Origin of the sequence: Parerythrobacter lutipelagi (genome assembly GCF_005434975.1) — a bacterium.
Lineage (GTDB): Bacteria > Pseudomonadota > Alphaproteobacteria > Sphingomonadales > Sphingomonadaceae > Parerythrobacter_A > Parerythrobacter_A lutipelagi.
Genome location: NZ_SKCJ01000001.1, coordinates 184,520 through 197,425 on the forward strand (window position 1 = coordinate 184,520; position 12,906 = coordinate 197,425).

Genomic DNA, 12,906 nt, shown 5'->3' on the forward strand with positions numbered 1-12,906 from the left:
CTGTCTCTATCGCTCTATCTGAAATCGTAACTTATTCGGCGGCTGCGGGTGCAGCAGTGTCGGCTTCGGTCTCTGCAGGCGCAGCGCCATCGGCCTCGCCTTCTGATGCGTCCGCTGTAGCGTCACCTTCAACGGTGCCGCCTGGCTGTGTGCGGACCCAGGCTTCCCATTGGTCGCGGGGCAAGGCCTCGACTGCGATCGGCATGTAGCCATGCTTGATCCCGCACAGTTCGGAACACTGACCGTAATAAATGCCAGGCTCTTCAATGTAGAGCAGCTTCTCGTTGATCCGGCCCGGGACGGCGTCCAGCTTGAACCACAGCGACGGCACTGCAAACGAGTGAATCACGTCGGCCGCAGTCGTCTGCAAGCGGATCGGCGTGTTCACCGGCACGACCATGCGCTTGTCGACAGCGAGCTGGTGCGGCTCACCTGCTGCGGCAGCAGCTTGTTCGTCGAGCATGTTCGAAACGACTTCGAAACCGCCATTGTCCGGGTATTCATAGCCCCAGTACCACTGATAACCGATCGCCTTCACGGTCACCGCGTCTTCCGGTGGTGTTTCGTACTGCTTTGCCAGCAGTCCAATCGACGGGATCGCAATACCGACGAGAATCAGCACCGGCACCACTGTCCAGATAACTTCGATCAACGTGTTGTGCGTCGTTTTCGAAGGCGTCGGATTGGCGCGCTTGTTGTAGCGGATGATGACCCACAGGAGCAGGCCGAGAACGAAAGCCGAAATGATCGCCATGAACCAGATCAGGCCCCAGTGCAGCTTGTTCGCCTGATGACCGATCGGCGAATACTGATCCTGGACATTCCAGCCCTTGTCGGTCGGAGCGCCTTTGATGTGTTCTGGACCGAGCGGCGTGTAGCCCGATTCGGCCGCAACCTCTGTGCTTGCCGCATCCGTCGCAGCGACCGTCGTTTCCGTAGCGGAAACTTCTGCCACCGGTGCCTCAGCCGCGTCTTGCGCGAATGCCGCCTGCGGCGCGAAAGCGAGCAGAAATGCTGCCCAAAGCGTTGTTGCCAGTCGCGGAGCCCGCTTGGGCGAATTGCTGAAAATCATTGTTTTCAATGCTCTCTGTCAGTCACCGAAACAGCTGGATGCAGCTGCACGCCCCCGGCAAGGGGCAATTCTGCGGCGCGTATACGCATGCTTGCCCCCTGTCTCAAGCACTTCTAGGAGAAAAATCCGCAACCATCATTGCCTGCGCGGCAACGATGCTTTCCAATCCAGCATGAAGCCAAGACAGACCACTATGACAGAAGATGAAGTTCTTGCCGAATACCGTGCCTCGGGCGCTTTGCTGGAAGGGCATTTCCAACTGTCCTCCGGGCGTCACAGCGGCTTTTACCTGCAAAGCGCTCGTGTGCTGATGAACCCGGAACGCGCCAACCGCCTCGCAGCAGCGCTGGCCGCACGCATCCCGCGCGAGATAAGGAGCCAGATCGATACTGTCGTTTCGCCGGCGATGGGCGGGGTCATCATCGGGCACGAGATGGGACGCGCACTGGGCAAGGACGCCCTGTTTCTCGAACGGCCTGACGGCGAGTTTCACTTGCGGCGCGGCTTCGCTCTTGAACCCGGAGCAAAAGTGCTGATGGTCGAAGATGTGGTCACGACCGGCTTGTCCAGCCGTGAAGCGATCGCAGCGGTCGGCCGCGAAGGCGGCGAGGTGCTGGCGGAAGTCGCGCTGATCGATCGATCGGGCGGCAAGGCCGAACTGGGCATTCCGTTCTTCCCGCTGGTCCAGATCAATTTCCCGACCTACGCCGCAGACGAAGTACCGGACGATCTCGCCGCGGTGCCAGTGACCAAGCCTGGGAGCCGGAAATAACATGACCAACCGCCTCCGTCTTGGCGTCAACATCGATCACGTTGCGACCATCCGCAACGCCCGGGGTGGCGACCATCCCGATCCCGTTCGCGCGGCAGAAATTGTCGCGTCGGTCGGCGGTGACGGGATAACCGCGCATTTGCGTGAAGACAGGCGCCATATCCGGGACGAGGATCTGGCACGCATCCAGTCAGCCACCGATTTGCCGCTAAATCTGGAAATGGCCGCAACCGAGGAAATGCTGGCTATCGCGCTGCGTCACAAACCGCACGCCGCCTGCATCGTGCCGGAAAAGCGCGAGGAGCGGACGACTGAAGGTGGTCTCGATGCAGCCGGCCTGCACAACCAGCTCGCGCCGATCGTCACCCAGCTCGCCGACGAAGGGATACGGGTCAGCCTGTTTATCGAAGCTAACGAGCGCCAGCTCGACGCAGCGCTGCGGCTCGGCGCACCGGTGGTGGAATTCCATACCGGCGAATATGCCCATGCATTTGCCGATGGCGACCGCGACCGCATCGCCTCCGAGCTCAAGCGCATTGCCGACATGTCGGCCCTTGCCGCCAAGAACGGCATCGAACCGCATGCCGGGCACGGCCTGACCTATGAAAACGTTCAGCCGATTGCCGCCATCCCGCAGCTGGCCGAATTGAACATAGGTCATTATCTTGTCGGTGAAGCGGTGTTCGTCGGGCTGGAACAGGCTGTGCGCAACATGCGCGAACTCATGGATGACGCGCGATGAGTTGGGCGCGATGAGGACGGTCCAATGATCATCGGCGTTGGATCCGACCTGTGCAATATCGAGCGCATCCAGAACTCGCTCGACCGGTTCGGCGAGCGGTTCGAAAACCGTGTCTTCACCGAAATCGAGCGGGCCAAGGCACAGAGACGGCCTTTCACCATCGCCGGGACCTACGCAAAGCGTTTTGCCGCCAAGGAAGCATTCTCAAAAGCCGTCGGGACAGGTTTTCGGCGCGGCGTTTTCATGAAGGACATTGGCGTTGTGAATGCGCCTTCGGGTGCTCCGACGCTGAAACTCGAAGGCGGGGCGGCAATTCGGCTTGCTGAAATGGTGCCGCATGGCCATGAGGCACTTATTCATCTCACCCTCACCGACGACCATCCATGGGCGCAGGCTTACGTGATCATCGAGGCCCGCCCACTCTAATCCGGCTCCCTGCAAGTGACTGAACTCATCACTGAAATCGAACCCCTCGAAGCGCCTGAAACCGATCCCACCGAAGACGGCGCTGACGAAAAAGAACCGATCAACTGGTTCGCGGAAATTCGCGGGCTGGCCCTGATGCTGCTCGCGGTACTCGGCTTTCACAGCTTCATTGCCAAGCCATTCTATATTCCGTCGACCTCAATGGTCCCCAATCTGCTCGTCGGCGACCGGCTGATCGTGAGCAAATATCCCTATGGCTGGTCTTGGGTATCGGCATCCTTCCACGTGCTGCCACGAGGCACTACGCGAATCTGGCCCGACACTCCGGAATATGGCGATGTGGTGATTGCCGTGCCGCCCGGCCGCGACGAGGATTATATCAAGCGGGTTGTTGGTTTGCCGGGCGATACGATCGAAGTGCGCAACGGCCAGATCATTCTCAATGGCCAGCCGGTCCGGCAGGAAGTCGAGCCCGCCATCCGTATCGAAGTCGATGACGAGCAGCTCTGCGATCAAGTGACCTGCCTCGGTTATTTCGACATGTACCGCAAGAACCTCGACGACGGTCGGGAGGTCTATGAACTTCCTGTGCTGCGCGAAACCTTGCCCAATGGCGCGAGTTATCTCGTGATCGACCACCGACAGCAACGGCTCGACAATTATCCTGCAACGCAAATTCCTGCCGGCCATGTGTTCATGATGGGGGACAATCGTGACCATTCTGCCGACAGCCGCGAAGAGGATTTCAATCAAGGTCTTGGCGGCCCCGTACCGCTCGAGAATGTCGGTGGCCGCGCAGAGTTTATCACATTCTCGCTCGATGGGACGGCAAGCTGGAACCCTTTGAGCTGGGTCGGAGCCTTGCGCGGCGACCGCGCTTGGACAACACTGCGTCCATCGATCAAGCAACAAGCAGACAGCGAATGACCGAGGAGACTGGCCAGAACATCGAAGACGACGACCTCGGCACGAGCCCGTCACGCATCGCCAGCCCGGAACTGCGGTTCGAAGCACAGCGTGCGTTTGTCTGGACACTGGTGATCGGCGGAATAATCCTGGCGATCTACATATCACAGTCCTTGCTCGTGATCTTCGGCGCGATGGTTTTCGCCTCCATGGTCGATGGCGGCGCTCGCTTGCTTGCCCGCGTACTTCCTTTTTCGCGGACATGGCTGGTCATCATCGTGCTGCTGGCTGCGTCGGCGTTTCTCTACTGGCTGGCTGTTTATGCCGGATCGCAGATCTCCCGGGAAGCAGCGTCTCTTCCCGGTATTCTGCAGGAACAATTGAACGTCGCGATCGGATGGATGCAGGCACAGGGCTTCGAGATTCGCCAGGCCGACATTCAGAGCCTTGCAAGCAATCTGATCAGCGGCGTCGGGACCGTGACGCGCGCAATTGGCGGCCTGCTCGGTGGGCTGACGACATTCCTGCTGATCACCATAATCGGGGTCTACGTCGCGCTGGAGCCGCAGCTTTATGAACGCGGTGTCGCCTGGATGCTGCCGCGCCAGCGCCGCGCTGAATTCTTCGAGACGGCATCGAAGATGGGCTACACCATGCGGCGCTTGATGGCCGGGCGACTGGTCGGGATGGTGTTCGAAGGTTTGTTTACCTGGATCATGCTTGCGCTCTACGGTGTCCCGATGGCTGCGCTTCTCGCGATACTCACCGGCTTGCTCGCCTTCATACCCAACCTTGGCGCGCTGATTGCCGGGGGCCTGATGGTCCTGGTCGGGTTCTCGGGCGGGACCGACATGGGCATTTACACGATCATCGTCTATCTGCTTGTCCAGACATTCGACGGCTATGTGGTCATCCCGATGATCGCAAAAAAGACGGTGGACCTGGCCCCGGCGCTGGTGCTTGCAGCACAGCTCATCATGGGCATATTGTTCGGCATTCTGGGGCTGTTTCTGGCCGACCCGCTGCTCGCCATGCTGAAAGTCGCACTGGAACGCCGCGCGGAACACAATGATGCAGTGGACAAAGCCCTGCTGGAAAAGGCCGAATAACGATGGCGCGGAAATTCCTCTATCTTGTCGCCGGGATCATCATGGTGGTGATACTCGGACTGATTGCCCTGACGATCTGGTCGAAAGAGCTGACCGCGATCGCGTTTGTGCCATCGACAGATTATGTCGACCAGCAGCCGCTAGACAGCAATGCCTATCAGGACCCGAAAATGTGGCTGTCTCGCCCCGGCATCGGCGTCGATGATCCCGCGCGCTGGCAACCCGCATTGCTCGAAAATGATGTCGCAAAGCCGGACCCGGTCGCCGATTCAGCGGATTTTGCGGTCTTTTTCGTCCATCCAACCAGCTATTTGAATCGCTCCAGCTGGAATGCTCCGCTTGACGACGAGGACTCGCAGAATGTTGCCCGGCTTTATGTCCGCGGCATGGCGAGCCCGTTTAATGCGGCCAGCGAAATATGGGCTCCGAAATATCGCCAGGCGACAATCGGCAGTTTCCTCACCACTGGCGAAGAAGCCGACAAGGCAATCGGCGCGGCTTATGCCGACGTGAAACAGGCCTATGAGTTTTTCATCGCGACGGTTGATCAGGACACCCCGATCGTCCTTGTCGGGCACAGCCAAGGCTCTTTGCATCTGCTGCGCTTGTTGCGCGAGGAAGTGTCGGGAAGCGCGGCGGCGCCGCGGGTTGCAGCCGTTTATGCGGTGGGCTGGCCGATTTCTGTCGAGCACGATCTGCCCGCGCTTGGTTTCCCCGCTTGCGCCGCGCCGAACCAGTCTGCCTGCATCATGAGCTGGTCGACCTTTGCCGAACCGGCAGACCCGAGCGCGGTGATGGAAACATACAGCAATTCGACCGGGTTCGACGGCAAGCCGCGCGGCGATAGCAAGATCCTGTGCACCAACCCGCTGACAGGCACAGTGAACGGGCAAGCCGGTGCAGAGCGCAACCTGGGCACGCTCATACCGGAAGCGGATTATTCCACCGGCGAGCTTGTACCGCAATCGGTCCCGGCCCGCTGCGATGCGCGCGGACTGCTGCTGATCGGTGACCCGCCAGAAGTCGGCAATGCAGTGCTTCCGGGCAACAATTACCACGTCTACGATATTCCGCTGTTCTGGAAGAACGTACAGGCTGACGTGATTTCGCGAGTTGAGGCATGGGGCAAACAGTCCTGATTACGGAAAATGCCGGCGAGTTTCGCGACGCGCTGAGCGACGGCGGCGGGCTGCTCGGGCTCGACCTCGGAACCAAGACCATCGGCATCGCGACCTGCGATGCGGCGTGGAATTTCGCCACCGCTGGCAAGACACTGTCGAAAGGCAAATTCTCCAAAGATGCGGCCGCACTCGCTGCAGTCGTGCAGGATCGCGCGATCAGAGGCATCGTGCTCGGCCTGCCCCGCAACATGGACGGCAGCGAAGGGCCGCGCGCGCAATCAAGCCGCGCTTATGCGCGCAATCTGGCGCAGGCGCTGGACCTGCCCGTGCTGCTGTGGGACGAACGTTGGTCAACCAGCAGTGCCGAGCGTGACATGATCGGGCAGGACTTCAGCCGCCGCAAACGGGCCGAGCGGATTGACAGTCACGCCGCAGCGATCATCCTCCAGGCCGCGATCGACGCGCTCTCCGGAAGCGCATTCTAGGCGATCAGCCGCCGTTTGCGTGCGGCTTCCTTTGCGACCAGCACGCTGCCCGATTGTTCGGCATCGCGCCAGATCTCGTCCCGCTCCGCGACATTTGCGGCGGCATGGGCCCGGGCTTCGAACCCTGCCAAACGAATCCTGTCGCTCGGATGGGAGCGGCCCCAATCCTGAGCCAGCCCGATTGCATTGTCCCCGCCCATCGCGACCGCTGCTCTCAGGAAAGTCTCGGTCGAGCCTGTGCTTAACACATCGCTGACCGTCCCTTGCGCCAAGTCGAAGCCGTATTGGTCGTACCATCCTTGCGACGGATCACACGCCATTACATTGAGCGAGACGGAGAGGCTATCAGGCGGCAATTGCGAATGCACATCGCGATGTGCGCGGTAGTGCATCAGCTTGCCCTCATGCAGAGCACTGCGTTCGATGAAGCGCAATCCTGCTGGCTCGCCCCGGTATCCGGCAACTGCGTGATGGTCATATTCGAAATAGTCGCTGCGATAGCCGGGCCCCAAATAGCCGTAAGTCAGGAAATCGAAGTTGTGATCATGCGCGGCTCCGTAGGCGAAGCTATGGGCACCGCTCCGGCGGAAACAACTGTCCCGTTCACTTGGCCAGATGTTCGCCCGCAGGAAAAACCCGTCGCGCGGGGCGGTCAGCATGATCGATTGCGCACTGTAGGAACTGTCCGGACCGTCCCGCTTGCCTGTGCCGGCCAGCAAACCGATCATCCAGTCGCCAAGAAAGGTCCGGTTTTCACCCAATGCCTTGAGATATCCTGCAACAGCGAGGACGCTGGCTTCGCATCGTGCATCGAACCCGCTGGACGCAATCGCCGCAGCGCATTCGTCGACCGTCATTGCGTCACTGCGCTGCCCGAGCTCGATTATCCGAGGCATAATTCACCCTCCTGGTCAGCGAGTTCGGGATGCGCGGCGAACAATTGCTCACGCAGTGCATTCGCGGGCGCGCAAAGCAAGTCGTCATGATCCTGCGCGATCACGTCGAGCACCGCGAGTCCCTGACCCGTGTCCAGCGCCAGACAGTGGCGCACGGCTTGCCAGCGTTCTTCGGCGGTGCCCTGCGAAGCGAGAACCGTACAGTGCGGCACCGCATCCATGCGCCCCATGGCGCAGAGCAACGCCATGGCAATTTCGCGCCGGCTCTCGTCACGGTCTCCAACCGAGCGGTGGATTACCTGCCCGTCTGCGAGACTAACTTCGGCACCAGGTCGCGGCTTTGCAGCTGTGCGGCTGATCCGGAGCGTGACCAGAGTTTGCCCGACGGTTTCCGTCACTTTGGCCTGCGCCATGCCAAACAGCGATGTGCGACTGCCCGGTTCGAGCACTGAATTGCGGGACGCCGGAATTTCGCCATCGACGCCCGACCAGCTGAGAACTCTGGCAGTTCCCCTGCCCGCGAGGACAACTTCATGCCGCTCCGCATCGGAGAAGCTCACCGATTGAGGGGCTGGCCGTTCTTCATGGGGTTCATCCATAACTATTGCGAGCGACGCGCGCCCTCGCTCGACCAATTGCAACAGCCCGACACCGTGCGAAAGATGATGCCGCATGGGGATATGGCCAAGCGGATACATACGCAGAATATCGATATACTCGCTCACCAGACCTTCGAGCGCGCGCCGGTCGCAGCCGGCAAGCACGCCGGACAATGCCGCACAATCCTCAACCGGAACGCCCTGGTCATAGTCCGCCAGATTGCTCGCGATGGCCGATCCGGGCCCTGAGAGCCATCCGTCCCTGGCACGTTCGAGTGCCTGCTGCGCGCGATGCTGCGGGGCTGGATTGCCCCGCAGAAAGCTTATTTGTTCACGAACCAGCATGGCGCGTCAAAAGACCAGACTCTCTGGCGGCACCGTCTCGTAGACGAACACCATTATTACCACGACACGGTCGTCGGTACCGGCCGTGGCCAAGTCCGACAATGTGCCGAACATGCCGCTTGCGCCGGGTAGATCGGGCAAACTTGCAAGGTCGATTTTAGGCAGTTTCATCTGCGTCCCTCCTGAATGCGGGCGACCGCGATATTGCCCCGCCCAGGCACTTGGATGGGGGCCGCAAGTCCGGGGAGGAAATTAAAAGATTGCAAGGGAATGCGGGCCTCTCCAAAGCATTCGAGTGGCCCAGACAGAAGCAAAATTCGAACCGGCGAAAGCGGCGCAGTTTCTGCTCGGCCACGGCCATGCGGGGTGGCTCGGCCTGAAGTTTCGCGGCTCTGGCGACAACTGGATCGAGCTGGAGCTTCCATGGCGAAAGGACCTGCTGGGCGAGCCCGACCGGCACGTGCTCGCCTCCGGTCCGATAATCAGTCTGATGGATATGGCTTCGGGCCTGTGCGTGTGGACGAAGATGAAAAAATTCGAAGCGATCGCAACGCTGGATTTGCGGGTTGATTACCAGCGCCCCGCCCGCGAACGGGCGGCGGTTATCGGCCGCGCCGAATGCTACAAGATAACCAAGTCGGCGGCCTTTGTGCGCGGCATCGCCCATGATGGCGATCCGGATGATCCGGTAGCCAATATTGCAGGCATTTTCATGTGGATCATGGGGGATACGCGCCGTGTCCCGCAATAAGCCTGCCATATCGCTGACGCCCTATGCCCAATCGCTCGGAATTACGGTCGATGGTTACGAGGACGGCGTGCCGGTGCTGACGCTGCCGTTTGCCTCCAACGTGGAGGGGCGCCCCGGCGTGTTCCATGGCGGAGCAACCAGCGGCCTGCTGGAAACGGCTGGCTATTCCGCCCTGCGCTGTGCGCTGGCCGGCCGGGAAACCCAGCCGCAACTCAAGCCGGTCAACATCACCGTGCAATTCCTGTCAGCGGCGAAAAGCCAGCCAACCTTCGCCAAGGCGCGCATTACCAAACTCGGGCGGCGCAATGCGAACCTCTCGGTCGAAGCATGGCAGAGCGACCGCGATCGCCCTGTCGCATCGGCGGTGATGAACATACTGATGTCCGGCTCCGAAGATTAGGCGTACAGCCTAATTGCCAGCTGGTTCGCGCTCGCCAGGTTCAAGCCGCAAGCCGTTTTCGTCGAGCCGGATATCAATCGGCACGCCTTCGACCTGCGTCGACACCGTCACTTCTCCTTCACGCACACGCATGCGCGATCCATTCTCGCCGAGCGGGATATCGTCCATCGGCTGGACCGGGCCGCTCGGGTCGGGTGCAGGCGCCTGGCGCTGGCGGCGCGGTGCCTCCACTTCGCCCAAGGCCTGCTTCATGAAATCACGCCAGATACGCGCTGGCAGTCCGCCGCCGGAAATCCCGTCTAGCGGAGTGTTGTCGTCATTGCCGATCCACACCCCTACGACCAGATCGCCAGCATAGCCGATGAACAATGCATCGCGGTTCTGCTGGCTCGTTCCGGTCTTGCCGAAGTTGGGACTGCGCAGCATTGCGGCTCGTCCGGTACCGCTGTTGATCGCAGCGCGCAGCAACTGCTCGATTCCCTCATGAGTCGATGACGAGAGATCGTCGGTGCCGCCCCACAACCAGTCGAACCAGCCTTCCTCTTCTGCCGGGACAGCGCGCGGCACGACCGGATAACTGTTGCCAGCAACACCGGCATAGGCAGCGGTCATCTCCAGCAAATTCGTTGTCGAGGTTCCCAGCGCAAGGCTGGGATCACCTTTGGCGAGTGGCGAGCGGATGCCGAAATCCCGCGCTGTGCGGATTATTGCGTCATCACCGACACGTTCGAACAGACGGACAGCGGCGACATTGCTGGACCGCGCGAATGCCTGTTCGAGCGTCAGGCTTTCCGAGTAATTCTCGCCTGAGTTTCTGGGGCGATAACTTCCCCGCTCGATCGCAGTGTTGTCGATCAAATCGTCCGGCTTGAGACCGGCTTCCAACGCTGCAAGATAGACGAACAGTTTGAAGGTCGAGCCCGGCTGGCGCTGCGCCTGCGTCACCCGGTTGAAGGATGACTGGCCATAGTCCTTGCCGCCGATCATCGCGACGACTTCACCGTTGGGCCGCATAGCGACAAGCGCTACCTGCGCATCACCCAGCGGGGCGCGAGCGACGGCGCGGCGGGCAAAGTCTTGCAAGCGCGAATCGAGCGTTGTGGTGAGCGTCTGGCTCGAATAGCCGCTCTCAACCATTTCGCGGGCCTGTGGCAGAGCCCAATCGGCAAAATAAGTCCCGGTCGGCAGGTCGTTTTTCGCGCGCTTGTCGATTCTGGGTGACGGCATCGCAGCAGCTTGCGCTTGCGTCAGCTTCCCATTCGCAACCATGGTCGAAATGACCACACGCATGCGCTTTTCCGCACGGCCATAGTGCTGGACAGGGTTGTAGCGTGACGGTGCCTGAACGAGACCCGCAAGCATCGCGGCCTGTTCAGGCTTCAGGTTCTCCGGCTTGCGATAGAAAAAGTGCAGCGACGCAGCGCGCAGACCATAGACGTTGTCGCCGAAATAGGCGTTGGAGAGGTAGCGCTCGAGAATTTCGTCCTTGGTCAGCCATGTCTCGAGCCACAGCGCGATCAGCATTTCGCGGCCCTTGCGGCCAAGGCTCCGCTCCGGTGTCAGGAAAGTGAACTTTGCAAGCTGCTGGGTAATGGTGCTGCCGCCGCCGTACCCCGTCCATGCCGCGCGCGCGATGCCGCGCGGATCGACACCCCAGTGATCGTAGAATCGGCGATCCTCGACCGACAGAAACGCGTCGACCACATGTGGCGGCAATTCGGCTATTTCGACCGGTTCCGCCACGATCGCGCCGTTGCGTGCAATCGGCGTGCCATCGGCAGCCAAGAGCGTAATCTGCGGCGCTGCGATCGGCTCGAGCGATTTGGATAGCGGCGCGGTGATCGCCAACCATGCGACAAGCAGGATAAACAGCGCGAAGAACCCTGCGGCAATGCGCACTGCCCACCACCGCTTGCGTCGTCCCTTCCAATAGGAAGGCCGCCAGAAACTCTGCTTTGGGCGCGCAGCCGCAATTTCACTGTCGAGCGCCTCGAGCCGGGCATCCCATTTTTTGTAATCGGGGCTGCGCGTGCCGGAACGATAGACCGGCTCGTCTTCTTCGCCTTCCCAATCGGGCTGACTTGATTCGTACAACGAATAGTAACCGCGATGGCTTTCCGCCGCACGGTCGCGGCCTTTAGTCCCGCGGAAGAACTGGAAAATCGATGCCATTCAGGCTGTATTACCCGGACAATACACTAATTGCGAGTGCAATCTTTGCGGTCCGCGCAGTGAACCGGGCCTGAGCGCCAGTTCAGCCTTGTTTGACCACGCTCTCCGGCAAATCCTCACCGAATACGCGCTGGTAATATTCAGCCACCAGCATCCGTTCGGCCTCGTCGCATTTGTTGAGGAAGCTGAGGCGGAAGGCGAAGCCGACATCCTTGAAGATGGCCGCATTCTGCGCCCAGGTGATCACGGTGCGCGGGCTCATGACCGTCGAGATATCACCGTTCATGAAGCCCTGACGCGTCAGATCGGCCACCTTGATCATATCGGCGATGACCTTTTCGTCTGTCTCGGGATTCTTCGACTTGACGATTTTCCGCTCTGTTTCCTGAGGCAGATAGTTCAGGCCGACGACGATGTTCCAGCGGTCCATTTGTCCCTGGTTGATCGCCTGCGTGCCGTGATAAAGCCCGCTTGTGTCGCCAAGGCCAACGGTGTTGGCGGTCGCGAACAGCCGGAAATTGGGGTCGGGCCGAATCACGCGGTTCTGATCGAGCAAGGTCAGCTTGCCTTGCTGTTCAAGCACGCGCTGGATGACAAACATCACGTCCGGGCGCCCGGCGTCATATTCGTCGAACACCAGAGCAACAGGGTGCTGAAGCGCCCACGGCAACAGACCTTCGCGGAATTCCGTCACCTGCAATCCGTCTCGCAAGACGATCGCATCGCGGCCGACAAGATCGATCCGGCTGATATGCGCATCCAGATTGATCCGGATGCAGGGCCAGTTGAGGCGCGCGGCAACCTGCTCGATATGAGTCGATTTGCCGGTGCCGTGATAACCCTGGATCATCACCCGCCGGTCATGCGCAAAGCCAGCCAGGATCGCGAGCGTGGTGTCAGGATCGAAGACGTAGCTTTCGTCCAGATCGGGTACCCGCTCATCAGCCTTGGAAAAGGCAGGGACTTTCCAGTCGATATCGATGCCGAAAGTCTCACGCACGTCGACTTCCATGTCGGGTGCGGCGAGGACGGTCTTGTCGGCGGCTTCGAAGGTTTTTTCGGTCATGTCGTTCATCTCGCGGGCGGACCTAGACGCGCGCGCTTGCGGCT

Annotated in this window: 15 protein-coding genes; 9 read left to right on the forward strand and 6 right to left on the reverse strand. The window is 60.5% G+C overall.

Features of this window, described 5'->3' with window-relative positions; all coding sequences use genetic code 11:
- Positions 1-31: 31 nt before the first annotated feature.
- Positions 32-1,072 carry a cytochrome c oxidase subunit II gene (gene coxB, locus E0502_RS00960; protein WP_137676124.1) on the reverse strand — a complete coding sequence of 347 codons (1,041 nt, stop codon included), beginning with the start codon at positions 1,070-1,072 and terminating at the stop codon, positions 32-34.
- A gap of 193 nt (positions 1,073-1,265) precedes the next feature.
- On the opposite strand from coxB, the gene pyrE reads away from it, so the two are divergent.
- From pyrE to ruvX, 7 genes are read left to right on the forward strand one after another with little or no spacing between them, the layout of a single operon-like run.
- Positions 1,266-1,844 (forward strand): orotate phosphoribosyltransferase, encoded by a 579-nt coding sequence (gene pyrE / locus E0502_RS00965; protein ID WP_137676125.1) that lies wholly within the window; start codon positions 1,266-1,268, stop codon positions 1,842-1,844.
- Position 1,845: 1 nt separating this feature from the next.
- Positions 1,846-2,586 (forward strand): pyridoxine 5'-phosphate synthase, encoded by a 741-nt coding sequence (locus tag E0502_RS00970; RefSeq protein WP_137676126.1) that lies wholly within the window; start codon positions 1,846-1,848, stop codon positions 2,584-2,586.
- A 24-nt stretch (positions 2,587-2,610) separates the two neighbouring features.
- Positions 2,611-3,012, forward strand: coding sequence for a holo-ACP synthase (gene acpS / locus E0502_RS00975; protein WP_137676127.1), 402 nt, complete (start codon positions 2,611-2,613; stop codon positions 3,010-3,012).
- A gap of 15 nt (positions 3,013-3,027) precedes the next feature.
- Entirely contained in the window at positions 3,028-3,939 is a 912-nt protein-coding gene (gene lepB, locus E0502_RS00980; RefSeq protein ID WP_420813464.1) for a signal peptidase I, read from the forward strand.
- Positions 3,936-5,027: an AI-2E family transporter gene (locus tag E0502_RS00985; protein WP_137676128.1), complete on the forward strand. Its 1,092-nt coding sequence runs from the start codon at positions 3,936-3,938 to the stop codon at positions 5,025-5,027. The genes lepB and E0502_RS00985 overlap by 4 nt, the downstream gene beginning before the upstream one ends.
- A 2-nt stretch (positions 5,028-5,029) precedes the next feature.
- Positions 5,030-6,166, forward strand: coding sequence for a DUF3089 domain-containing protein (locus E0502_RS00990; RefSeq protein ID WP_137676129.1), 1,137 nt, complete (start codon positions 5,030-5,032; stop codon positions 6,164-6,166).
- The gene (gene ruvX / locus E0502_RS00995) at positions 6,148-6,633 is read left to right on the forward strand and encodes a Holliday junction resolvase RuvX (RefSeq protein WP_137676130.1); all 486 of its coding nucleotides are present in this window, start codon (positions 6,148-6,150) and stop codon (positions 6,631-6,633) included. Before E0502_RS00990 ends, ruvX begins: the two co-directional genes overlap by 19 nt.
- Here ruvX and E0502_RS01000 read toward each other — a convergent pair.
- The 3 genes from E0502_RS01000 to E0502_RS15145 are packed head-to-tail and all read right to left on the reverse strand — an operon-like array spanning position 6,630 to position 8,644.
- Positions 6,630-7,529, reverse strand: coding sequence for a transposase (locus E0502_RS01000; RefSeq protein WP_192895896.1), 900 nt, complete (start codon positions 7,527-7,529; stop codon positions 6,630-6,632). The two genes, ruvX and E0502_RS01000, sit on opposite strands and share 4 nt — an antisense overlap.
- Entirely contained in the window at positions 7,517-8,473 is a 957-nt protein-coding gene (locus tag E0502_RS01005; RefSeq protein WP_137676131.1) for a hypothetical protein, read from the reverse strand. The genes E0502_RS01000 and E0502_RS01005 overlap by 13 nt, the downstream gene beginning before the upstream one ends.
- Before the next feature lie 6 nt (positions 8,474-8,479).
- Positions 8,480-8,644 (reverse strand): hypothetical protein, encoded by a 165-nt coding sequence (locus tag E0502_RS15145; protein WP_192895897.1) that lies wholly within the window; start codon positions 8,642-8,644, stop codon positions 8,480-8,482.
- Positions 8,645-8,768: 124 nt separating this feature from the next.
- On the opposite strand from E0502_RS15145, the gene E0502_RS01010 reads away from it, so the two are divergent.
- The gene (locus E0502_RS01010) at positions 8,769-9,224 is read left to right on the forward strand and encodes a PaaI family thioesterase (RefSeq protein ID WP_137676132.1); all 456 of its coding nucleotides are present in this window, start codon (positions 8,769-8,771) and stop codon (positions 9,222-9,224) included.
- Positions 9,211-9,624, forward strand: a complete 414-nt coding sequence (locus E0502_RS01015; protein ID WP_137676133.1) for a PaaI family thioesterase — start codon at positions 9,211-9,213, stop codon at positions 9,622-9,624. Before E0502_RS01010 ends, E0502_RS01015 begins: the two co-directional genes overlap by 14 nt.
- Positions 9,625-9,633: 9 nt before the next feature.
- Here the strand turns inward: E0502_RS01015 and E0502_RS01020 are convergent, their stop codons facing one another.
- Both E0502_RS01020 and cobS read right to left on the reverse strand, forming a co-directional pair.
- Entirely contained in the window at positions 9,634-11,796 is a 2,163-nt protein-coding gene (locus E0502_RS01020) for a transglycosylase domain-containing protein (protein WP_137676134.1), read from the reverse strand.
- Positions 11,797-11,878: 82 nt separating this feature from the next.
- On the reverse strand, positions 11,879-12,871 hold the full coding sequence (cobS, locus tag E0502_RS01025) for a cobaltochelatase subunit CobS (RefSeq protein WP_137676135.1): 993 nt from the start codon (positions 12,869-12,871) through the stop codon (positions 11,879-11,881).
- Positions 12,872-12,906 lie beyond the last annotated feature (35 nt).